Source organism: Geobacter sp. AOG1, assembly GCF_019972315.1.
In the GTDB taxonomy this organism is placed as follows: Bacteria; Desulfobacterota; Desulfuromonadia; order Geobacterales; family Geobacteraceae; genus Geomobilimonas.
On record NZ_BLIZ01000001.1, the window covers coordinates 2137489 to 2159702 of the forward strand.

At 59.6% G+C, this 22214-nt stretch carries 21 protein-coding genes; 9 read left to right on the top strand and 12 right to left on the bottom strand.

Translation table 11 applies throughout. The annotated features are described in order from the left end of the window. The first annotated feature begins 42 nt into the window (after positions 1-42). The 5 genes from LDN04_RS09855 to LDN04_RS09875 all read left to right on the top strand — a co-directional run bounded on the left by LDN04_RS09855 (position 43) and on the right by LDN04_RS09875 (position 6358). On the top strand, positions 43-2742 hold the full coding sequence (locus LDN04_RS09855; RefSeq protein ID WP_223909501.1) for an HAD-IC family P-type ATPase: 2700 nt from the start codon (positions 43-45) through the stop codon (positions 2740-2742). Between the two features lie 110 nt (positions 2743-2852). Continuing rightward, a complete protein-coding gene (locus tag LDN04_RS09860; protein ID WP_223909504.1) occupies positions 2853-4124 on the top strand; it encodes a class II fructose-bisphosphate aldolase in 1272 nt (423 codons plus the stop codon). Positions 4125-4224: 100 nt separating this feature from the next. Further along, positions 4225-4491, top strand: a complete 267-nt coding sequence (locus tag LDN04_RS09865) for a hypothetical protein (protein ID WP_223909508.1) — start codon at positions 4225-4227, stop codon at positions 4489-4491. 5 nt (positions 4492-4496) lie between these two features. After that, on the top strand, positions 4497-5282 hold the full coding sequence (locus tag LDN04_RS09870; protein WP_223909515.1) for an HD domain-containing protein: 786 nt from the start codon (positions 4497-4499) through the stop codon (positions 5280-5282). A 116-nt stretch (positions 5283-5398) separates the two neighbouring features. Further along, positions 5399-6358, top strand: a complete 960-nt coding sequence (locus tag LDN04_RS09875) for a Tim44 domain-containing protein (RefSeq protein ID WP_223909518.1) — start codon at positions 5399-5401, stop codon at positions 6356-6358. 204 nt (positions 6359-6562) lie between these two features. Here the strand turns inward: LDN04_RS09875 and LDN04_RS09880 are convergent, their stop codons facing one another. After that, the gene (locus LDN04_RS09880) at positions 6563-7057 is read right to left on the bottom strand and encodes a tRNA (cytidine(34)-2'-O)-methyltransferase (protein WP_223909521.1); all 495 of its coding nucleotides are present in this window, start codon (positions 7055-7057) and stop codon (positions 6563-6565) included. Here LDN04_RS09880 and LDN04_RS09885 point away from each other — a divergent pair. Both LDN04_RS09885 and serA read left to right on the top strand, forming a co-directional pair. Further along, positions 7056-7202, top strand: coding sequence for a hypothetical protein (locus LDN04_RS09885; protein WP_223909524.1), 147 nt, complete (start codon positions 7056-7058; stop codon positions 7200-7202). The two genes, LDN04_RS09880 and LDN04_RS09885, sit on opposite strands and share 2 nt — an antisense overlap. A 185-nt stretch (positions 7203-7387) precedes the next feature. Next, the gene (gene serA / locus LDN04_RS09890) at positions 7388-9016 is read left to right on the top strand and encodes a phosphoglycerate dehydrogenase (protein ID WP_223909527.1); all 1629 of its coding nucleotides are present in this window, start codon (positions 7388-7390) and stop codon (positions 9014-9016) included. A gap of 121 nt (positions 9017-9137) precedes the next feature. On the opposite strand, the gene LDN04_RS09895 is transcribed toward serA, so the two are convergent. The 3 genes from LDN04_RS09895 to LDN04_RS09905 all read right to left on the bottom strand — a co-directional run bounded on the left by LDN04_RS09895 (position 9138) and on the right by LDN04_RS09905 (position 11258). After that, on the bottom strand, positions 9138-9575 hold the full coding sequence (locus LDN04_RS09895) for a hypothetical protein (protein WP_223909529.1): 438 nt from the start codon (positions 9573-9575) through the stop codon (positions 9138-9140). An 11-nt stretch (positions 9576-9586) separates the two neighbouring features. Next, positions 9587-10369 carry a carboxypeptidase-like regulatory domain-containing protein gene (locus LDN04_RS09900; RefSeq protein WP_223909531.1) on the bottom strand — a complete coding sequence of 261 codons (783 nt, stop codon included), beginning with the start codon at positions 10367-10369 and terminating at the stop codon, positions 9587-9589. 115 nt (positions 10370-10484) lie between these two features. Then, positions 10485-11258: a carboxypeptidase-like regulatory domain-containing protein gene (locus LDN04_RS09905; RefSeq protein ID WP_223909532.1), complete on the bottom strand. Its 774-nt coding sequence runs from the start codon at positions 11256-11258 to the stop codon at positions 10485-10487. A 611-nt stretch (positions 11259-11869) separates the two neighbouring features. Between LDN04_RS09905 and LDN04_RS09910 the strand changes: the two genes are divergently transcribed. Beyond that, positions 11870-12304, top strand: a complete 435-nt coding sequence (locus tag LDN04_RS09910; RefSeq protein WP_223909534.1) for a PPC domain-containing DNA-binding protein — start codon at positions 11870-11872, stop codon at positions 12302-12304. A gap of 75 nt (positions 12305-12379) precedes the next feature. On the opposite strand, the gene LDN04_RS09915 is transcribed toward LDN04_RS09910, so the two are convergent. The 5 genes from LDN04_RS09915 to LDN04_RS09935 all read right to left on the bottom strand — a co-directional run bounded on the left by LDN04_RS09915 (position 12380) and on the right by LDN04_RS09935 (position 17013). Next, positions 12380-12565, bottom strand: a complete 186-nt coding sequence (locus LDN04_RS09915) for a hypothetical protein (protein ID WP_223909535.1) — start codon at positions 12563-12565, stop codon at positions 12380-12382. A 63-nt stretch (positions 12566-12628) separates the two neighbouring features. Further along, entirely contained in the window at positions 12629-14887 is a 2259-nt protein-coding gene (locus LDN04_RS09920; RefSeq protein WP_223909537.1) for a 6-bladed beta-propeller, read from the bottom strand. Between the two features lie 93 nt (positions 14888-14980). Further along, the gene (locus tag LDN04_RS09925) at positions 14981-15811 is read right to left on the bottom strand and encodes a hypothetical protein (RefSeq protein ID WP_223909540.1); all 831 of its coding nucleotides are present in this window, start codon (positions 15809-15811) and stop codon (positions 14981-14983) included. A gap of 274 nt (positions 15812-16085) precedes the next feature. Further along, complete coding sequence (locus tag LDN04_RS09930) at positions 16086-16469, bottom strand: hypothetical protein (RefSeq protein WP_223909543.1); 384 nt, start codon at positions 16467-16469, stop codon at positions 16086-16088. Between the two features lie 94 nt (positions 16470-16563). Beyond that, positions 16564-17013, bottom strand: a complete 450-nt coding sequence (locus tag LDN04_RS09935) for a hypothetical protein (protein ID WP_223909546.1) — start codon at positions 17011-17013, stop codon at positions 16564-16566. Positions 17014-17647: 634 nt separating this feature from the next. Between LDN04_RS09935 and LDN04_RS09940 the strand changes: the two genes are divergently transcribed. Continuing rightward, a complete protein-coding gene (locus tag LDN04_RS09940; protein WP_223909550.1) occupies positions 17648-18784 on the top strand; it encodes an AMIN domain-containing protein in 1137 nt (378 codons plus the stop codon). Positions 18785-18894: 110 nt separating this feature from the next. Here the strand turns inward: LDN04_RS09940 and LDN04_RS09945 are convergent, their stop codons facing one another. The 3 genes from LDN04_RS09945 to LDN04_RS09955 all read right to left on the bottom strand — a co-directional run bounded on the left by LDN04_RS09945 (position 18895) and on the right by LDN04_RS09955 (position 22214). Then, a complete protein-coding gene (locus LDN04_RS09945) occupies positions 18895-19959 on the bottom strand; it encodes a 3-deoxy-7-phosphoheptulonate synthase (protein WP_223909553.1) in 1065 nt (354 codons plus the stop codon). An 85-nt stretch (positions 19960-20044) separates the two neighbouring features. Then, positions 20045-20638 carry a bifunctional nicotinamidase/pyrazinamidase gene (gene pncA, locus LDN04_RS09950; protein WP_223909556.1) on the bottom strand — a complete coding sequence of 198 codons (594 nt, stop codon included), beginning with the start codon at positions 20636-20638 and terminating at the stop codon, positions 20045-20047. 148 nt (positions 20639-20786) lie between these two features. Next, a complete protein-coding gene (locus tag LDN04_RS09955) occupies positions 20787-22214 on the bottom strand; it encodes a nicotinate phosphoribosyltransferase (RefSeq protein WP_223909558.1) in 1428 nt (475 codons plus the stop codon).

The following is a 22214-nucleotide window of genomic DNA, read 5'->3' on the forward strand; positions in this document are numbered from 1 at the left end:
TGCGTCAACAGATTGTTTTTGCTCATGTAAGGCGAGGATTCCATGCACCAGGTCCCCCTTCCCGAATTCTGCCACCGGCTCCACACCGACCCGGCAAACGGACTTTCCAGCCGGGAGGCTGTCCTGCGCCTGGCGCACGACGGTCCCAATACCCTCCGGCAGCGGAAGAAAGAGCCGGAACTGGTGAAATTCCTCCGCCAGCTCACCAACCTGTTCGCCCTTCTCCTCTGGGCAGGTGCGGCCTTTTCCTTCACGGCCGAATGGCTTCGTCCCGGCGAGGGGAACATCTTCATCGGGGTGGCGCTGGTGGGGGTGGTGGTGCTGAATGGTCTCTTCAGCTACTACCAGCAGCACAAGGCCGAGCGGATCATGGCCGGCTTCCGCGACATGCTCCCCCAGATGGCGCGGGTGGTGCGTGACGGGATACTTTCTGAGATACCCGCTGCCCAGCTGGTAAGGGGGGATGTGATTCTCCTGGAAGAGGGAGAGCAGGTCCCGGCGGACGCCCGCCTGGTAGAGGTAGCGGGGCTGAAGGTGGATAATTCCTCCCTGACCGGCGAATCGGAGCCCCAGCTCCGCACCACCTATCCCACCGACAAGCGCCTGCTGGAGAGCCGCAACGTGGTCTTTTCCGGCACGACGGTCCAGGCGGGAGATGGGAAAGGGATTGTCTTCGCTACCGCCATGAAGACCCAGATCGGCCGCACCGCCGATCTCACCCAGTCGGTGGCGGTACAGGAAATCCCGATCCGCCGGGAGATCCTCCACTTCACCCGGATCATTTCCGCCATTGCCGTCGTCATGGGGGTGGCGGTCTTCCTCGTCAGCTTCTTTATCCTCGACAACCCTCTCCCGGCCAAGCTGATCTTTGCCATCGGCATCATCGTCGCCAACGTCCCGGAAGGGCTCCTCCCGACGGTGACCCTCTGCCTCTCCCTGGCGGCGCGACGCATGGCGGACAACCAGGCGCTCGTCAAGAACCTGGAGTCGGTGGAGACCCTCGGCTGCACCACGGTCATCTGCACCGACAAGACCGGCACCCTGACTATGAACCGGATGGCGGTGAAACGGCTCTTCCTCAACGAGTGCATACACAGCGAGGCAGACAAGTCCTTCGAGCGGGAAGAGCTGGAGAAACTGCTGATGGTGGCGACCCTCTGCAACAACGCACATGTGAAGGGTGGCGGTTCCTACGTTGGCGATCCGACGGAAGTGGCTCTGTTGCAGTTCGTGACACGGTTCCATGACGTGGGTGAGGTGCAGGCGGCATCACCACGCCTGTTCGAGGAACCGTTTACCGGCAGGACCAAGCTGATGGTGACCGTCAACCGGGTGGAGGGGAGCCAGGTGGCGTGCCTCAAGGGTGCACCCGACGTCGCCATCGGGTTCTGCGATGCCATCCTCATCGACGGAACGGCCGTCCCCCTGTCCGATGACCACCGGAGGGCCTACCTTTCCGCCTACGAGGAACTGGCCCGCAAGGGTGAGCGGGTGCTCCTCCTCGCCTGGCGGGAGGTGGAACCCCGTGAGGTCTGGCATGAGGAGGACCTGCCGACATCGGGATACGTCTTCATCGGACTCATCGGGATGCTCGACCCGCCGCGCCCCGAAGTGCCGGAAGCGGTGAAGGCGATCCGCTCTGCCGGGGTCAGGGTAGTGATGGTGACCGGCGACTACCAGACAACCGCCGAGGCCATCGGCCGGATGGTGGGGATCGTCACGGGGGACCAGCCGGCCGTCATCACCGGCGAACAGCTCCGCACCATGGGTGACGCCATGCTGGAGTGGGAGCTGGAGCAGGAGGAGGTCATCTTCGCCCGCACCTCGCCGGAACAGAAGCTGCGCATCGTTCAGGCCCTGCAGCGACGCGGCGATGTGGTGGCCGTGACCGGCGACGGGGTGAACGATGCCCCCGCCCTGAAGCAGGCCGATATCGGCGTCGCCATGGGGCTTGCCGGCACCGACGTGGCCCGGGAAGCGGCGGATATGGTGCTTCTGGACGACAATTTTGCCACCCTTCTCCCCGCTATCCGGGAAGGACGGACCATCTTCGACAACCTGAAGAAATCCATTGCCTACACCGTCACCCACGCGGTTCCCGAGGTGGCTCCCTACCTCGCTTTCCTCCTCCTCGGCATCCCCCTGCCTCTCACGGTCATGCTCATCCTCTCAATCGACCTGGGGACCGACATGCTTCCGGCCATCTCGCTCGGGATGGAGCGGGCGGAGCGGGACATTATGCAGATTCCGCCCCGCTCCCGCAAGGAGCGGCTGGTGAACCGGCGCCTCCTCTTCACCTCCTATGCCTTGCACGGAGTGATCGAAGCGGCGGCAGGCTTCTATGCGTACTTCACCGTCCTTCATGCCGGTGGCTGGCAGTGGGGAGATGCGCTGGTACCGGGCAATCCCCTTTACCTGCAAGGGATCTCCGCCTTCTTTGCCGCCATCGTGGTCTGCCAAGTTGCCAATGCCTTCATGGCAAAGACCCATCGCCAGTCGCTCTTCCATCAGGGTATACTGTCCAACCGCTGGCTCCTCGTCGGCATCGCCGTCGAACTGGTTCTGGCCGTCTCCATTATCGGCCTGGAACCGCTCCACACCCTATTCGGCAATGCCGGCCTGACGGCGGGCGAGTTCTTCCTCGCCTGGCCCTTTGCCGTCGGGATGATCCTGCTTGACGAACTGCGCCGGTGGCTTATTCGCCGGAACGTCAGATGGGTCGTTGACCTGACGGGGAGCTGACCCCCTGGACGCGCATTCACCCTTGATTTTTAAGGGTTAAAGTGCTATAAGGTGATGCGTTTTTTTTGTTATCCGAAAAATTTTCACTAATACTGAAAAAGGAGTGTGCAATGGCAGATTTCGACAAGGCTCTGGCGGTTGGGCGCCCCGCCAACATCCGGAAACTCTTCCCCAATTCCAAGGCCCTCATCGTCAGCGGCAAGGTGATCGACCGGGCCATGCTCGCCAAGGGTAACGCCCTGGCGCTGGCCGCCAACGGCCGCAACTACTTCGTCATCCGTGGGGTGCTGAAGGCAGCCCAGCGGGCGAATGCGGCGGTGATCATCGAAATCGCCAAGTCGGAGGGGGGGCAGAAGTCCTACTGCGCCGTGAACTACTGGAACATGGCCCGCATCGTCGATGCCATCTGCAACGAGCTTTCCATAACCGTCCCGGTGGCGATCCACGCCGACCACTACGGCATCAAGAACGACAAGGACCTGGCCGCCGCCAAGGTGGAAGTACCGACCATGTTCGAGGCGGGGATCACCTCCATCGCCATCGACGCCTCCCACCTCCCCGACGACGAGAACCTGCTGGCCAACCTCGCTCTCAACCCCTACATCCCCGCCTGGGCCGGACTGGAGACCGAAGTTGGCGAGATCAAGGGGAACCAGGGGCTCTCCACCGTGGAGGAGGCAAAGTTCCTCATCCAGGGACTGAACGCCAACGGCATCTTCCCCGACTGGATCGCCCTCAACAACGGTACCACCCATGGCCTCGAAGCCTCCGACGCCGGTATCCAGGTTGGACTCACCGCCGACATCCACAAGGCCCTCACCCCCTACAAGGTGAGCGGTGCCCAGCATGGCACCTCCGGCAACAGCTCGGAGCGTCTCCGGGAGATCGCCGCCAAGACCAGGACCACCAAGGCAAACGTTGCCACTGCCCTGCAGATGATCTCCTGGGGGCTGGAAGTGAACGACTACGGCAACGCCCAGCTGGATGCCAACGGCAACTTCATCAAGGTGAAGGGTGAGGGGATGACCGAGGAGCTATGGGCCGAGATGGTCGCTCTTGCCGAGTCCAAGGGGTGGAAGAAGGGGGATTACAAGAACCTGAACCTCCCCTTCGAGAACAAGCTGCTGGCGCAGCCTGAAGAAATCCGGGAGCGGATGGCGAAGCGGGTGGAGGATTTTGCCTACAAGATGATCACTGAGGTGTTCAACTCGAAGGATACCGCACCCCTGGCCGTGGCGGCGATTCTCAAGGCCGATTCCGCCGACGTGGGGCCCAAGGGGAGCCAGATCGAGGATCCGGCCCACTGGACCGAGGACCAGATCCGGGAGCGGGCGAAGAGCCTGGCAGGTGACAAGGGAGCGGCGGGGAACTTCGACGACTAGTCCCGATCCGTCTCGCCGCGTAATCGAATCGAAGTAGAATAGGGGGCTCTCGCAGCCCCCTTTTTGTCAGACAGAATCCTAATCACGGGCTGGTATATCAATGAACGATTCACCGCAAACCGCCGGGCCATCCCGGCGCTCTTTCATCTATGCCGGCATCGTCGTCGGCGTTCTCGTCAGTATCTGGTATATCCACAAGAATCATACCATCGGAACCATTGCGGGCGGAGCGGTGGTTCCGGACCCCGTCTGGACCCAGTTCGTTAATGTCTCCCTCATCATGTTCGCCGCTATCTTCCAGTTCAGCCTCCTCCACAAGCTGGTGGCCTGGGTGGCAAGGCTCCTGAAGGGGAAGAGGGGCGCCTGATCGCCATGGAACCCGCCGACCTGACCCGACTGCGCGACTGGTTCGACCGCTACTGCCGGACCTTTTACGTCGACGATGCGGAAGCCCAGCGCAACATTGCCCTCAAGGAGGAGCATACCCGCCGGGTCTGCGCCAACATGGAACTGCTTGTGGAGAGCCTCGGCCTGGAGGAGGGGAGCCGGCGACTGGCCATGACGGTCGCCCTGTTCCACGACGTGGGGCGGTTCGAGCAGTACCGCCGTTACGGCACCTTCAAGGATGCGGACTCGGTGAACCATGCCGCCCTGGGAGCACGGGTCCTCGCCGAAGAGCGGGTCCTGGACCGTCTTCCCACGGCGGAGCAGTCCCTCATCGTCCGTGCAGTTGCCCTCCACAACGCCTTTATCCTCCCCGCGGACCTAGATAGCACGACTGGTCTCTATGTGCGCCTCATCCGGGATGCGGACAAGCTGGACATCTGGCGAGTCTTCCTCGACTACTACCGGGCACCTGCCGAGGAGCGGGCGTCGGCCGTCTCCCTCGGCTTTGCCGACCGCCCCGCCTGCTCGCCCGACGTGCTGGCCTGCCTGCGGGAAGGGAAGATGGTGAACTTGAGCCAGCTCGCCACCCTCAACGACTTCAAGCTCCTCCAGCTCTCGTGGGTGCATGACCTGAACTTCCCCGCGTCCTTCCGGCTGGCCCGAGAGCAGGGGTACCTGGCGGGTATCGCCGCCACCCTTCCTGCCGTTCCCGCAGTGCAGGTGGTGGTGCTGGCGGTGCTGGCGGAACTGGAGCGGAGGGGAACTCTGTAGTAGCCCCTCAGGTTGACAGAGGCGAAAACAGTAATTAATTTGCAGTAAATCCCGGAAAAAATGCTACACTTCCCCCCGATGAATGAAACCCCACAACCCATGGAGAACTTTGAACAATGAAAAGAAAAACAGGACAACTCTTTGCAATGGCAATCGCCGTACTGTTTCTTTCCCTGAGCGTCATGGAGATGGAGGCGTCGGCCCGGGCCGGTGGCGGACGGTCCTTCGGGAGCCGCGGCTCCCGAAGCTATTCAACCCCTGCAAGCCCGTCCAGCCAGCCAGCTCCGTCTCGGCAGGTTGCGCCTCCGTCGCAGCCAACCTCGCCGCCACCCTTCCAGCAGCCCCAGCCTGCGGGGGGCGGTTTCCTGCGGAATATGGCAGGAGGGCTGGTCGGCGGTATGCTCGGTGGCATGCTGTTCCGTAGCCTCGGTTTCGGTGGTGGCGGCGGCATGGGGAGGAGTGGCATCGGCCTGTTCGAGATCCTGCTCCTGGCGGGGATCGGCTACTTCATCTACCGGATAGTGAAGAGCAGGAGAGAGGCGTCCGAGTCGAGCCAGACCTATTACAGTCAAGGTGGATATCAACAGCCGGTACAGGCGGTTCCCCAGAGCTATGAGCCGGAACCGGCCGACGTGGCGACGGGGTTGGCACACATCCGCCAGATGGACGCATCCTTCGACGAGAACCGCTTCAACGACAACGTCATGGACATCTTCTTCAAGATCCAGGGGGCCTGGATGAACCGGGACCTGGCACCGGTGACGAACCTTCTCACCGACGAGATGCGGCGGATATTCCAGGAGGATATCGGCAAACTCCTGGCTGACAAGAAAGTGAACCGGCTCGAGAACATCGCCGTCCGGAGCGTGGAGGTGGCGGAGGCGTGGCAGGAGTCGGGGCAGGATTTCATCACCGCCCTGATCTACGCCAACCTCCTGGACTACACCACCGACGATACCACCGGCCAGGTGGTGGCGGGAAGCAAGACCGACCCGGTGAAATTCGAGGAGTACTGGACCTTTACGAGACCGGTGGGGAATAATCCCTGGAAGCTCTCGGGGATCGACCAGAAGTAGTCGCGGCTGCGGAAAAAGTCCATCTGCTGCGTTACGCTCGCCATGGGTCACTGCGGCGTACTTTATGTACGCCTCATTCCCCATGACTCGCAAGCCTTGCAGCTGGAGCTTTTTGCACAGCCGAATGAGGTTTCACATCCAAACAAAGAAGGGCAGGCTCATCGCCTGCCCTTCTTTGTTTAGGTTGGTTGCTTTTCCAGGTCCCTAATCCCCGGTCCCTGACCCCTCGTTTTCCAGTTGTCCCGTCTGGCGCAGCGCTTCGTAGAGGACGATGCCCGCGGCGGTGGAGAGGTTGAGGCTCCGGACCGAGCCCGTTATGGGAATCCGGACGCTCGTGGCGGGATTGGCGTCGATGAGGGAATCGGGAAGCCCTTTGGTCTCCTTGCCGAAGACGAGGAAGTCACCCGCTTCATACCGGATGGCCACGTGGGACAGGGCCGCCTTCTTGCTGGTGTAGATGAAGCGTGCTGCGGGATAGGCTGCCTGGAGGGCGGGAAGGTCTGGCCAGTAGTGGATCTCCACCGCGGCCCAGTAGTCGAGGCCGGCCCTTTTCAGCTGCCGGTCGTCGGTGGAGAAGCCGAGCTTCCCCACCAGGTGGAGGACGGTGCCGGTGGCGCCGCAGAGGCGGGCGATGTTGCCGGTGTTGGGGGGGATTTCCGGCTCCACGAGGACGATGTGAAAGGGTTTGTAAGGTTTCATGGGAAGGCTCACTGCCATCAATTACCGCTTTTTGCGCTTCAGGTGGGTTTCCCGTTCTGCTCAAGGTCCCCTCGCGCCGCCGCTGTTCGGCTCATTCGCGCCGGCCGATCGGCCGGCTCTGCTCAATTTCGCCTACATCGGCTGACACTCGGTCACATTCGCTCCACGGGATACCCCCCTCGCGGATTCGACAAGTGTATACCACGAATCGGGGCGGCCGGTCTTGCAATTTTTTGCCGACGGGTCTATTATGCTCCTTTCTTTCCGGACGACGATGCGCCGTACGGTTCCATGGCGCACATTTCCAAATCTCTTATCCAAGGAGCGGCAATGAAGGTTATCGTTACCGACGAGGTGGCCCAGGAAGGGCTGACACTGCTGAAACAGGACCCCCGGGTCGAGATGGACGTCCGGCTCGGACTGAAGAAGGAAGAGCTGCTCAACGTCATCGGAGACTATGACGTCATCATCACCCGGAGCGGCACCACGGTGGACAAGGACGTCCTGGATGCGGGCAAGAAGCTTAAGCTGGTGGCCCGGGCCGGGGTTGGCATCGACAACGTGGATGTTGACTACGCCAGTTCCCGCGGGGTGATCGTGGTGAATGCCCCCTTCGGCAATACCAACAGTGCCGCCGAGCATGCCATGGCGCTCCTCCTCGCCTTCTGTCGCAATATCACCAAGGCCAACGCCAGTCTGAAGAGCGGCGAATGGAAGCGCGCCCCCTTCACCGGCGTCGAGCTGAAGGGAAAGACCGCCGGCGTCATCGGCCTCGGCAAGGTGGGTGGTCGTGTCGCCACGCGCCTCAAGGCGTTCGAGTGCGACGTGCTCGCCTGCGACCCCTACATTGCCGTCAAGCGCGCCCACGACTTGGGAGTGAAGCTCGTATCCCACGACGAGATCTACAAGAACTGCGACATCATCACACTTCACACCCCCCTGAATGACGAAACCCGGGACATGATCGGCGAGCGGGAACTGGCCATGATGAAACACGGTGTCATCCTCGTCAACGCCGCCCGCGGCGGCATCATCAACGAGGCGGCCCTGCTGGCGGGACTGAAGAGCGGCAAGGTCTTCGGCGCGGCGGTGGACGTCTGGAGCGAGGAACCGCCGAAGACGGACATCCTTAAGGAGCTGATCGCCCAGGAAAAACTGGTGGTCACCCCGCACTTGGGGGCCAACACCGTCGAAGCCCAGATCAACGTGGCGGTGGACGTCTCCCGGGAGATTCTCAACTACCTGGACGAGATGCCGCTGGAGAATGCGGTCAACATTCCTCGCTTCGACATGGCCCTCATGGACCAGATGCGGCCATTCCTCAACCTGATGAGCGTCATGTGCGACCTGGGGATCCAGCTGGTGGACAGCAACCTGGAGAAGGTCACCTTCGGCTACGCCGGCAACATCGCCCACTACGACTGCACTCCCCTTTCGGTCTGCGGCCTGTCGGCGCTCCTCAATCGCAGGGTGGACCAGGACGTGAACATGGTCAACGCCACCCTCATCGCCGAGCAGATGGGGATCGCCATCGAGGAGACCAAATCGACCCAGACCGACGCCTTCTCCAACCTGATCACGCTGGTCATCGAAGGAGAGGGGGGGAAGCGGAAAGTCATCTCCGGCACCCTGTTCGAAGGGGCGCCGCGTATCGTCCGGCTGCGGGACTACGCCATGGACTTCGCCCCGGCGGAGCACATGCTGCTCCTGAACTACGAGGACCGTCCGGGCATGATCGGCCGGATCGGCACCATCATGGGACAGCACGACATCAACATCGGCTCCATGAACCTGGGGCGGCGGGAGAAACAGGGTGAGGCGATGGTCATCCTTTCCCTCGACTCGTCGGTTCCCCAGAATGTGGTGGACGAACTCCGCAAGGCGGCCGATGCCACTTTCGTCAAGGCGCTCCACATGCCGACCGCCAAGTGCAATCGCGGCTGCGGTTGCGGCATATAGGCTTTTATGGATTCGTGGATAACAAAAGCCCCTCCAAAAAGGAGGGGCTTTTTACTACCAATAGACCCCGCCTTTGTTCAGGCGGGGTTTTCCGTTTACGGGCAACGATGGTGTCCCACATTCATTGCCCAGGCGCGATCTTCAGCAACTCCGATGACAGCCTGTTTATTTTCCTGAGTTTCCCCTCTGCCTCGCGCTGCCTGCGCTCAGCCTGGTCGGCAGTCTCCCCTTCCCGTGGAGTCATCAACTCGCTGCGCAGCCCCTGCAATCGTTGTATCTCCTTCTCCATGGATGCCCGCCGTTCGGCAGGTGCGACAGGTTGCGGATCATTGTCAAAGTTGGTGACAGGCCTTGCCGCAACGGCCGGAGCCCTGCTTTCCTGCTCGGGTGCGGGCACTGTCCTGGCGGGAGGCGCACTCCCTTCACGGGAAGGCGCGGATTTTGCCTCGGCGGTTCCGGTCGATTCGACATAATAATGGTCCGGATATTCGATGATTACCGTTTCCGCTGCGGCCGTGGCTGCCGAAAGGACAATGGCACAGAGTAGGGCGAATTTCATGGGTATCCCCGTTACCTGTAGGAAACTATGTCCACCGTCTTGTTTTCACCCATGTGCATCGAAACGGGTTGCGGATAACCGGTACCTATGATCGGGGCGGCGCAATACCCCGAGCAACCGGGCGTGGTGTCCCAACTGGAAAAGGTGCTGAGATAATAGGTGCCGGGATCTCTCAGTACGATCGTGTACCTGCCGTTGGCGTCGGTGGGCTGCAGGGCCAGGAACTTGACCGGGCCACACTGGTTGGGGCCGTAATCAAACCCCCCTTCAAGGCACGGCTCCGTCTGTGCCCTTACATAACGGCCCGCCAGGGGCGTTCCACTCGAATTCTTTATGGTGCCGGTAATGGTGATGGTCGATCCGAAAGGATTGGCGTATTGGGTGCCGAGATCCAGGGTACTGCCGGCCGTGATGGTAATGGGTGACGTCTGGAACCAGGTGAGATCTCCCGCCTCCGGTGGCCCGTACGGCCTTGTGGCCCCCCCTATGACCTTTCTCTGCACGATGCGGATGTAATATTTCCCTGCCGGGACATTCTGGTCCAGATAGTTGCCGTTACCAAAAGAACGACAGCTGATATAATCCGCCTTGGTAAAAAATTTCTCCATGGGGGGTGGTTTGGTTGCATCGTGGAGATAGACGAACCCGTAGGGAAGGTTCGTTTCTACCCCGGTAGCCGGGTCCTTGTATTTGAAGGTATATTTCAGCGTGCCATTGGCGGCTTCTGCCAGGCCGATGGAGAACATGGTCAACAGCGCACATAGTGATAGAACAACCCACGGTTTCGTCTTCATCATTGCCCCCCTGTTACCCACGATTATTGTCGGTAGGCGCCATCCCTTCGTTATTTGTAAAGAGTTACTTGCTTGTCGTCTCAAATCCGTGACGGTTTCTCCCCCACGGCATGTGTCAGGGAGCTACCAGGTCAACCGTCTTGACATCCCTTATTTTGACTGTTACGGGATTCGTCGGAGCGGCCGTGTAGCCGCACCGGTTGCCGGTGTATGCCGAGTAGTCGGCGGTAATGCAGGGAGAGGTGTACAGGTAATAGGTGCCGGGATCTTTTATCTGCAGCGTATAGGCGCCGTTGGCGTCGGTGGGCTGCAGGGCCAGGAGCTTGACCGGACCACACTGGTTGATATCGTAATTATAGCCGTCGTCTCTGCACGGTTCGGTTTGTGCCCGTACGTAACGGCCCGCCAGGGGCGTGCCGGTCTGCGACTTGACGGTGCCGGTGATGGTGATGGGCGCTGCCGTAAACGGATAGGCGTAGAGCGTACCGAGGTTCAGCGTGCTGCCGGCCGTGACCGTAATGGGGGCCGTTTGCATCCAGGTGTAGTCACCGATTTCCGGCGGCCCATAGGGTCTTATGGCCCCTTTTCTCTGTATGATGCGGATGTACCAGGTTCCCGCAGGGACATTCGGATCCGAGTAGGTGCCGTTACCGAAAGAAACCAGGCTGATATAATCCGCCTTGGTGAAAAATTTCTCCATGGGGGGCGGTTTGGTCGCATCGTGGAGATAGAGGTACCCATAGGGCAGATTCGTTTCAACCCCGGTGGCAGGGTCCTTGTATTTCAAGGTATATTTCAGCGTGCCATTGGCAGCTTCCGCCAGGCCGGCGGAGAACAAGAGTACCATCGCACAGAAAGAAACGAGAGTAGCCCATTGCTGTGTCTTCATCGGTAATGCCTCCTCGTACGTGCGAGCCGGTCAGACCTCGTCGTACGTACGCAGAATAGTGGGTTCTTTATGTCCGGTTGCCGGAAACGCAAAAAAGGTGCGGGGTTATGGTAGTGTGGTCAGCGGAATGTACCCGACGGTACGTGCATCCTGCGATGATGTGAGGCACCGGGTACGTGCGCGTTCGCCTGTACCCGGTGCGGCCCATGTCTCTCAACAAGGATGGACGGTGGCACTGCCGACAACCTTTGGGGCAACGTATTTGGCTTTTTTCATCGGTTTCTCCTTTCTCTCCCCAGGGAGTCAATGGTAGCGGTAACGGAAATCCAAGTCTGATACATCCCAGCATGAACTCCCAATTCTGGATGTATACACGATGCAAGTTTTAATACTTCGTAACTTTTTGTCAAATGGTTTTTTGCCGGTTTTAGTGAATTTATGCTTATAAAACAGCTATTTAATTGCACAGTGCTATTTCATGTTTCTGTAATGTATTGACGGCTAATTGAAATATTTTGCACTGACCCTCGCGAAAGGAACGACACCGCTCTTGACAATGGTCTTCGTCCCGTTCATGTTCAAGGCATTACAGGTAGGAGGAGGACCATTCCATGGACTACCAGCTAGGAACTCCGGGCCGCATCGTGGTGGCCCGGTTCAATCATGGCGAGGACGTCCTGGCCGGACTCGAAGAGATCGCCAGCCGGGAGGGGCTTCATGCTGCCGCCTTTCACCTCGTGGGGGCACTCCAGGGAGGGCGCTTCGTGGTGGGGCCGGAAACGGAGGAGATGCCACCTGTCCCGGTCTGGCGCCAGCTGGCTGAAAGCCACGAGGCGGTGGGCTTCGGTACCATATTCTGGGAAGGGGACCGGCCGAAGGTCCACTTCCACGGCTCCTTCGGCAAGGGTGATGCGGTGCGGGTCGGCTGTCTGCGGGAAGCTTCCGAGGTGTTCCTGGTCCTCGAAGCGGTCATCACCGAGATCACGGGGGTCACGGCCGTCCGGGAGTACGACCCTGCGTCGGGGATGGTGCTGCTGAAGCTGTGATGCGGTGACAGAAAAGGCCCCGCCGGGATTGGCGGGGCCTTTCGTGGTACCGGTGTCAGGTACTGTCTGTTCAAATCACTTGTACGTGACGATCATTTCACTCATGGATTCCTTGATCCGTTTGACCTCCTCCGTAAGGTCCTTGCGGGTTATCAACCCCTTCCGTTCAAGGATGTTGAAGAGGGCGGCAATCTCATAGGTGTTGTTGATGACCGCTTCTTCCAGGGCGACGGTCTGATGGTCAGTCAGTGTTTCGGGCATAATGGGTCACTCCTCCTTCACATGTCAAACCTGCTGGGTGACAAGAGCCGTTTGTGGGCGACCTCACTCCGGTTTGCGCCCGCGGATACTGGAGCGGTGGGCATCGACTATATTTGCGACATACCAGATCGGTGCCATGACCACCAGCGTGCCGATGTTGAGTTTCTGGCCGAGGTTCAGGTCGGCCCCTTCGAAAAACCACTCCTTGATCCCGAGATAGCCTACCAAAAGGGAAATTACGGTCATGACGGTGAACATGAGCCCCTTCTGGAGCTCGCCGTTACGCAGTTGCCCCAGGCCGGGGAAAAGGAACGACAGCCACATCGCCCGCTGGTCGGGGGCCAGCTTCGTGGCGCAGGTGGCGCAATATTTGTCCTGGAACATCTGGAGGCAGGAGAGACAGAGATCCCCCTGGGGGAGGCCGCTCGCCCTGCCGAGCCGCCCGGAGAACTCCCGCTCCAGGAGCCGGAGAAAATCGGTTTTCTGGTCGTAGTACTTGAAGGTGCGGGTCGGGCCGTTGGCGATGAACGTCACCTGCAGGCTGTGCAGTAGGGTGAACATCCCCTCCGGCGGCGGCTTGACCTCGCGGAGCGCCTCGAAGGGGATCTGTTCGATGCGCACTATCCTCCCCCAGTTGAGGAAATAGTGGAGCAGGCGCCTGTCGGTAAAGATGACCAGCACCAGGGCCTGGGCCGACTGGCCGTGCTGGGCGAGGGCCACCCGTTCCAGCCGTTCGCCCGGCAGCAGTGCCAGCTTGCCGTCCCGGATTATGCGCTGCAGGGTTTTCGACGTCTGCTTACGTTTCCAGTTGGAGAAGCCGCCGGACCTGATAAGGAGGATGAACCCCCCGAGAAAGGCGATCATGGCGACGAATATGGCGGATATCTGGTATGACAGGGGGAGGGACAGCCCGGCGAACGCCGCAGTCAGGGTGATGAACACTGCGCCGGTGCCGAGGAGGGCCAGGCCGATTATATGCAGCCTCTCATGCTGGGGCGTTCCCAGGACCAACTCAGCGGAAGGGGCGACCGCCGCTTCACGGTTGCTTTTGCCGGCCAGCGGCCCCACATCCACGCGGGAGAGTTCCTTCGTCTCCTCCCGTTTCATTCGCAGGTAGAAAAAGATGACCGGCGCGCAGAACAGGAACAGGGCCACCAGCGACCCCAGGGAAATTCTCTTGAACAAGGCGGCTTCCCGCCGCCATTCCGCACACTTTGCGGCAAACTGGGGGCTGACCGGGCCGAGGGGGCGCAGGTCCGCCAGGGAAAACGCAAGGAGCTGCCGCCCCGCGCAATCGCTCAGGTAGATTCGCTCCCCATCGACAACGAGATCCCCCACCACGCTCACGGTTCCCAGGGACAGATCGCCGGTTTTCCCTCCGTTGCGGTCATAGGTTCTGACCTTCGCGCGCTCCAGGAAGCCGTCGTTTTCAAGGACCACCAGCCGGTCCGGGGTCAGGGCGAAATCGGTCGGATAGCGGTAGACCCTGTCCCCGGAAGGGGTCACCAGCGTGCTCACGTACTGGCCTTCGGGGGTGTACACCTCGATGGACGGGAGTTTGGTGTTGGCTATCAGCAGCCGTCCCGCTTCGTCGAAGGCCAGTTCGTTCGGGAAACGGAACTCCCCCGGGCCTTTCCCTTCCCGGCCGAAGCTGCGCAGGAATGTCCCCGCCTCGTCGAAGACGAGAATCCGGTGACTGGCGCTGTCGCTGACGAAGAGACGGCCGGTGCCCGGTTCGCGGGCGACCTTGAACTGGGCGTTGATGGTTGCCCCGGTGAGTTTCCGCACAGTATTGGCGGCGGGTGAGAGGATGACGATGGTTTTGCTCTTCAGGTCGCCGAGGCAAAGGGCGCCTTTGTCCCAGAAGAGCTGGGTGGGGAGGATGTCGGCGGAAATGGGGTAGGTGCGGGAAAGCGTCCCGTCCGGCGCAAAGAGGTAGACTGCCTGGCCGCTGACGACGGCGACTCCATCGGCGGATGCGGCCAGCAGGTTGGGGTAGGGGACGGCCCTGTAGCGGGCATCGGCCCAGAGCCTTACGCCGACCGTGACCAGGATCAGCACCAGGAAAAGGGAGAACAGGAGCTTGTTGGCCCGGGCGTCAATCCCCCCCTTGAGGGTTATCCGCTCTTCATCCGGCTCCTGCGGGGGTTGCGGAGGCTTTGTGCCGACTGTCGGCGCATCCTGCGCCAGGCGGGCGGGGTCAAAAGAGAAAACATGCTTGCACCTGGGGCAGGTGGCGTTGACGCGCTGGCGCGGCAAGGCGGAGGCGGGCTTTTCCACCGTGAACCCGCACTGATCGCAGACAATCCGAATGAGCGGCATGAGTGTACCCCCCGTAGAAATTCACGTGCTTTTTTACCGTTGAGTTGATGCCAAAGGGTCGATCCCTTGCGCTTGGAGACGCGACCCTTCTCCTCAGGGCTTCCCTTTCTCAAAAACCACCGTCACCTTTTCGTTCAAATCAAACATTACGCCCGGGATGTTTTTCGCGAGTTCCATTGCATCTTCGAGCGAACCGCTCTTCATCAGGCCCAACTTCTCCAGTTCATCCGGTGTCGCGTTGCCAAGCTTGCCGAGGTCGAAATCGACGATAGTCACGCGATTCCCGTCGCGGTGGGTGGCATTGGTGCTGAGGATGGTGCCGTTCACTTCGACGGCAAGGGCAAACTTCATCCCCATGAACATCTCCATCAATTCCTTCGTTTTTTCGTTGGACATCCGGGGGGGGATGTCGGCAGGGGGGGCCGGTTCCCCGTCGGGCACGGCAGGGGCTGTCTTGGATGTGTCCGTCTTGGGCTGCAGGATGGTCAGGGTTGCCGTCGGCCCTTTTTTGAAGCGGAAATTCAGGGGGAGGGACTTGGCTTCATTGTTGCCGGTCGGGGTGCCACTTTGCTGGCTGAGCTTGAGCGTGTTGATGTCCCTGAATGCATACGTTACCGTATAGCCCGAATAGTCCGGGGTTTCCGCTTTTTCCCCCGCACGGTAGGTGACACCCTTCCCCATGGAGCGGGCATGTTCCTTGAGCTGGTCCGGTTGGAACAGATCGAAGGGTTTGCCCTTTCCCTTGTCACCGTCAAAGCTGCGCACTATTTCCTCGATCTGGGCGACTATCTTTTTGCTGAGGAGCACCCGTTCTTCGACCGTACCGCTTCCGTCGGGATTGACGCGAACGACCGTCGTCACCTGAAAACAGCCGGCAAGCAGAAACAGCATACAACCGGTAACGAACAGTCGAAGCAGCTTCATAAGCAACCCTCCGTTTTGGGTGGGGAATAACGGCGTGGGGGCGAACAAGCGCGTCAGCGCCTGTGTGCCGCCGCTGGTTAGCTGTTGCATTTATCTAGCATTGCCGCCAAGTGCTACAAAAATTGATTTATCAGGATGGTTCCGACAAGGCCTGCACATGAATAGGGGGTCTCAACTCTCAACACATACTGACTGAATCTGTTTATTGTTAATGGTTGAGACCTGATAATCATATAATGCTCTTTATAATCTTACTCGTAAAAGATCACAGTACTCATAGCCAACGCTTTACCGCCGCTGCTGTATCGCTCGGCATCGTATTGAAGCACAGCTTGGCTTGAGGTGCATGTTCATGCACCACGTTGATTAACTTCTCAAACAGCATGAAGTTACTTGGATTCGTTCGTACACCGGCCCCGATAAGGATGCAATTGAACCGCTTCTGCTTGAGTTGGCTTTGAACAACTGCCTCCGCAGTTTCGCCAAAGTCGGTTAAACATAATTGCACACTGTACCCGAGACGAGTCAATTCGTCTTCAGAGGACTTGAGACCAGCAAGTACCTTCGTTGCGTCCATGCCCGGCGCGTAGCCGGGTTGTGAGAAATCAATCAGTGTTGGATCCAGACCAATCACGAGTACGCTTTTCTCGTCTGTCATAGCTGCCTCCATGTAGTTGCCTGACGAAACACAGGCACGCCTTCAATTATGCATGTATGGGAGTGCCATCGCTGCTGCCCAACGGTGTGGGAGATCACCTGACGGCTTTTGAATCAGGTGTATCTTCCTGGTTATGCGCTGATTTTGACTTCTTCAAACACAAGTACCCAGTGAAGGCGTAAAATGCTGAGAGAGCAATGTAAGTCACAGGTTCGCCATAGCTGGCATCATAGTTTAAATATGCTTTACCAATAGTATGCGCGAATCCTTGAGCAAGAAGTGGTGTCATGTGTCGTAGCATACAGTAAAAAAGTAATCCAGCCGAGGTAAGCCACCCTAGTCGGCGGTTGCTTAAGATTGCTTCTTTCGCAAGCCATATCGAAAAACCACCGAATAGTACTGCTCCAATGATTAATTCGACAGAATCGGAAATCTCTTTCTTGATAGCAACCTTCACACTTGAATAGGCAAGCCAACCACCCACAAAGGAAAGTGTTAAAGGGAGTAGTCGTTCTAATCGATTTATCATCATTTCTTTTCGCATAACTCGTAAATCACCGGTTAGGCCGGTGTATCTATATTTAGATGCAAGTATCTAAATCTAGATGCTTTTACAATTCCGTTCCGTCGTATTGCCCTGTCGAATTAAGATTAGGGTAATCAACTAAACCCGTTTCCTGTGTATGAATTGACACGAAAAACGCCCGCACGGCATTGAGCCGGTGCGGGCGGTCTGGTTGAGGGCGTTGGGCTGGTCCATGCAACTCTTCCCCTGTGCATACAGTTATCTCTTCGATTAGATGGTTGTAATCCTCTCCGTGGCGGGTGTCAAGGAAGATTTTACCCCTGCGTCCGCACACTGTGGGCAATCGCGAGGAGGGGAGCTGTAACGGCAGGAAGCGGCGGTTTCTGTAGACAAGCTGCAATTGCCGGATGAGAGCGACAGCGGGATCGAATTCAGGCGGCATGCCCACTCTCTTTACGAATGACCTTGCGCGAATACGGGCTGCAAATGGCTCCCATAAATTTGATGGTGGTAGGCAGGAGACGGGCAAAAATATTCAAGGAACCTAACAAATTTTTCGTATTCTGATATAAATAGGGAGTGCTGGTAGTGACACGCGACGTGTAGTGCACTGTACCGGCAAGAGTTACGTCAACGATGAGGTGGGGCACATATGAATAATAGTGTTCTTCGACGGTTACTTGTTGTTTCAGTGATTCTGGGCTCAACAGCGATTGCCGGGGCAGAGCCGATTACCAAACCGGCTGATGCACCCGCTCAAACCCGGGAGGAGCAGACACATTGGGTGGCAAAGAAGGACACCGTCAAGTCGTTTAAAGGGAAAAAAGTGCTCATCAGGATGATCGTTCAGGCTAACACGCTGGAGATGGTATTAACAGGGACGGTCTCTTACGAGAAACGCACTGTTCTTTCCCCGCCGGCCCGCCTTGAAATTGATATCCCTCATGCGGCAAATGCTCTGGGTGCAGACATGATCGATATCAACAAAATAGGTATCGCCAAGGTTTTATTCGTTAATAATGACGACTTTCTAAGAGTCATCGTGGTGCCAACGGAAGGGACGCCACTTCCCTCCCGTATCGAGGCAACACATAATTCCCGTGGGTTGCTGATCAACATGGCGGCCCGACCGACGGAGCCTTATTCTGTGCCTGTCACGGATAAGCCGGCAATCCCGGCCGCTTCGGCTTTACCGACTGAAACGGTTACGCCGTCTACTCCGGCTGTGAAGTCGACACCTTCTCCGCTCCCCGTAACTACCGGAATCCTGTCTGACAAAGTTGCCCCGGTGGCTACGCCACGGGCAAAATCGCACGAGCGCATTTTTCTGGTAGTTGGGGAATCGGTGAACCGGAAAAAGCTCGACGCTGTCGTGAAAAAAGTGAGAGCCGCTGGCGTGAAGCCGGATGTGACCGCAGCAACAAAACAGGTAGAGGTCTTCCGTTTGCTCGTTGCCAGCTACGCCGAAACAAAGCCGGCCGAGCTGAGACGGGCCCAGGTTGCCCGCCACACCAAGAATGCATTCATAGCCAGGGATGGCGACTCTTATTGCGTATGTGCAGGCTCTCTCATGTCAGAGGAAAGCGCCAGGAGGGAACAGAAACGGCTTGCGGCTAAAGGACTGGAAGGACTGCAAATCGTCAGAGTCTTGGTCCCGCTGAAAGTCTGGCGGGTAACTGCCGGATGCGATGCCGATGTGCGCCAAGCGCTGAAATTACACCAGGCACTCACAAAACGTGGCATCAAGGTTAGTAGTTCAGAAATGAGAGTTGTCGAGACTGGTACCTGAATCCCCGGTTTTTCTTGTTCTCCGTACGCCACCGGTATCCTCCATGACACAACAAAAAAGGCCCCTTCGCCTGAAGGAGCCTTTTTTGTTGCATAGATAGTGGGGAAGTCCTACGCCAGCCGCCGTCCGCCGCAGGCCTTGAGCTTGGCGTGGGCCTGGCGCAGGATGTGTTCTGTGGTTGTCCAGTCGATGCATTTATCGGTGATGGAGACGCCGTACTTCATCTGCTTCGGGTTCTCCGGCATCGGCTGGTTGCCCGCCTCCAGGTAGCTCTCGATCATCACCCCGGAGATGGAGCGGTTGCCCGCCGCGATCTGGTCGACGACGCTTTCCAGCACCTGGGGCTGCTTCTCATGGTTCTTTTCCGAGTTGCCATGGCTGCAGTCCACCATGATGGTGGGGAAAAGGCCGTTTTTCTCCAGCATCTCCTCGGTCTTCTTGATGTCCTCCGGCGCGTAGTTCGGCTTCTTTCCCCCGCGCAGGACGATGTGGACGTCCGGGTTGCCGGTGGTCTGGACGATGGAGGAGAGCCCTTCGCGGTTGATGCCGAGGAAATGATGGGGATGGAGGGCGGCGATCATGGCGTCGATGGCTATCTGCAGGTTGCCGTCGGTGCCGTTCTTGAATCCGATGGGGAAGGAGAGGCCGCTGGCCAGCTCCCGGTGGGTCTGGGACTCGGTGGTGCGGGCGCCGATGGCCCCCCAGGAGAGGTGGTCGGCCAGGTACTCGGGGGTGATCGGGTCGAGCATTTCGGTGGCGACGGGGAGTTTGTGGGCCGTGATCTTGTTGAGGAGGCCGCGGGCGATGCCGAGCCCCTTGGATATCTGGTGGGTCCCGTCCATGTCCGGATCGTTGATGAGCCCCTTCCACCCCACCGTGGTGCGCGGCTTCTCGAAGTAGACCCGCATGATCAGCAGGAGCTGGTCGGACAGCTCGCTCGCCAGTTCGGCGAGGCGATGGGCGTATTCGTGGGCGCCGGCCGGGTCGTGGATGGAGCAGGGGCCGACCACCACCATGAGGCGCTGGTCCTTCCCCTTCAGGATCTCTTTGATGTGGGTGCGGCTTGAGGCGACGAATTCGCTCGCCTCGAGGGAGAGGGGGAAGACCTGGCGCAGGTCGGCCGGGGCGATGATGGGGGTGATGCTCTTGATGTTCAGGTTGTTGGTCTTGATCATGGCGTTCGGGGCTTCCTTGCATAGATGGAATGAAGGATGGACGGAACCCCATATATACGCCGTTTAGCGGGTAAATGCAATGAAATTAACCTTTTGCGGCCAACTCCACCAGGGAAGCCGTGCCTGCTCCCGCCCGGGCCATCTCCGCCTCGGCCTTTTCCGTGTCTTCCGGCTGGAGATTGACCCCCCGGCAGGCGTCTGCCAGGTAGACCATGGTGAACCCCCGGGCGATTCCTTCCAGCACCGATTCCTTGACGCAGTAGTCGGTGGCGAGTCCCCCCACGTAGACCTTCCTGACCCCGTGCTGCCGCAGGAGGTCGGGAAGGGGTGTGCCGTCCGGAGCGATGCCGTGGAGGGCGGAGTAGTCGTCCCGGGACGGGTCCATCCCCTTGGAGATGATGACGGCATGGGGGGGGAGTTTAAGGTCCGGGTGAAAGGCGGCCCCTGTGCTACCCTGCACGCAGTGGACCGGCCAGACGCCGCCGAAAGCCTTGAAATGGGAGGTCATGGCGGGGTGCCAGTCACGGGTCGCGAAGACGGGTAGTCCCTGGGTCGTGAACAGCTCGATGTAGCGGTTCAGCACCGGTACGACCAGGTCCCCCTCCGTAACGCCGAGGGCGCCGCCGGGGCAGAAATCGTTCTGGACGTCGACGATCAAAAGGGCGGAATCATTGGTCATGGATGTACCTCAAAAGTGTTTCGATAAGGTGAAATCAACGGCAGATTAACAGGGATATTCAGGATGAACAGGATTCTACACCAGTCTGGTTTTGAATTTATCCTGAATATCCTGTCCATCCCTGTTAATTGATCATCATCGTTCTGGGTCAGTTGTACCCCTGTTCCACCTCCTCCATGAGCCGGTTGCGGAGGTCGTTGAGTCCGCGGCTGATGGAGACCTTGTAGATGTGGGGGTTGACGTGGCGCAGGCACCCTTGGGGGAGGCGGGCGCGCTGGTCGGTGCAGCGGTCGGCCATGGTGTCCAGGGTCGGCGTCATGCCGGTCCGCTTTCCGTCCGTCATCACCACCTGCCGCAGCTCCTCAAGTCGGGCATCGGCGGGAATCTGCTTGCGCTCCAGGGGGTTGGCCGGGTTGTAGACCAAGTCCCCCGGCTGCACCGTTTCGTCCTGGAGGGTCATGATGTCCATGAGGTATGCACCGTCGGGGGCCACGGCCCGTAGCAGGCGCTTCCGGTCGGGGAGGGTGGCCTTGGCGATGTCGCTCGTCACCTTGAGTTTGGGCTGGTCGCCGATCCTGACCAGCTTGTACACCCCTCCCAGTGCCCCGCCCCCTTCGCCCATGCCGGTGGCGAGCTTGGTCCCGACGCCGTAGACGTCCACTTTCCCCCCTTCGGAGAGGATGGAGTCGATGACGTACTCGTCGATCTCGTTGGAGGCGACAATCTTCGCCTGGGGGAAACCGGCCGCGTCGAACATCCGGCGTGCCTCCCGGCTGAGATAGGCCAGGTCCCCCGAGTCGATCCGTACCCCCACGAGCTCGTGTCCCCGCTCCCGCAACTCTTTCGCCACGGTGATGGCGTGGGGGATGCCGCTCTTCAGGGTGTCGTAGGTGTCCACCAGGAGGATGCACGAGTCGGGGAAGACTTCGGCGTACTTGCGGAAAGCGGTCAGTTCGTCCGGGAAGGCCATGATCCAGCTGTGGGCGTGGGTCCCCTTGACCGGGATGCCGAACCGGTGGCCGGCTTCCACGTTGCTCGTGCTCCGTGCCCCGCCGATGTAAGCAGCCCGGGCGACCGATAACCCGCCGTCCGGCCCGTGGGCGCGGCGCAGGCCGAACTCGATGACCGCGGCCTTCCCCGCCATCTGGCAGACCCGGGCCGCCTTGGTGGCGATGAGGGTCTGGAAGTTGAGGATGTTGAGGAGCGCCGTCTCCACGAACTGGGCTTCCGCCAGGGTTCCCTCGACGGTGACCAGCGGCTCCCGGCCGAAGACGACGGTCCCCTCAGGGATGGCGGTGATGGTTCCCCGGAAACGGAATCCGCGCAGGTAATCGATGAAGGCGGGGCGGAAGAGGCCGAGCCCGGCCAGGTAGGTCAATTCCTCCTCGGTGAACCGGAGCTCCTCCAGGTAGGCGAGGGCGGTGTCGAGGCCGGCGAAGACCGCGTACCCCCCTTTGAACGGGTTGTTACGGAAGAAGAGGTCGAAGACGGCGGGGGTGTCGTCCATCCCCTCGTCCAGGTAGCCGGCCAGCATGGTCAGTTCGTAGAGGTCGGTGATGAGAGGCGAGTAGCGCAT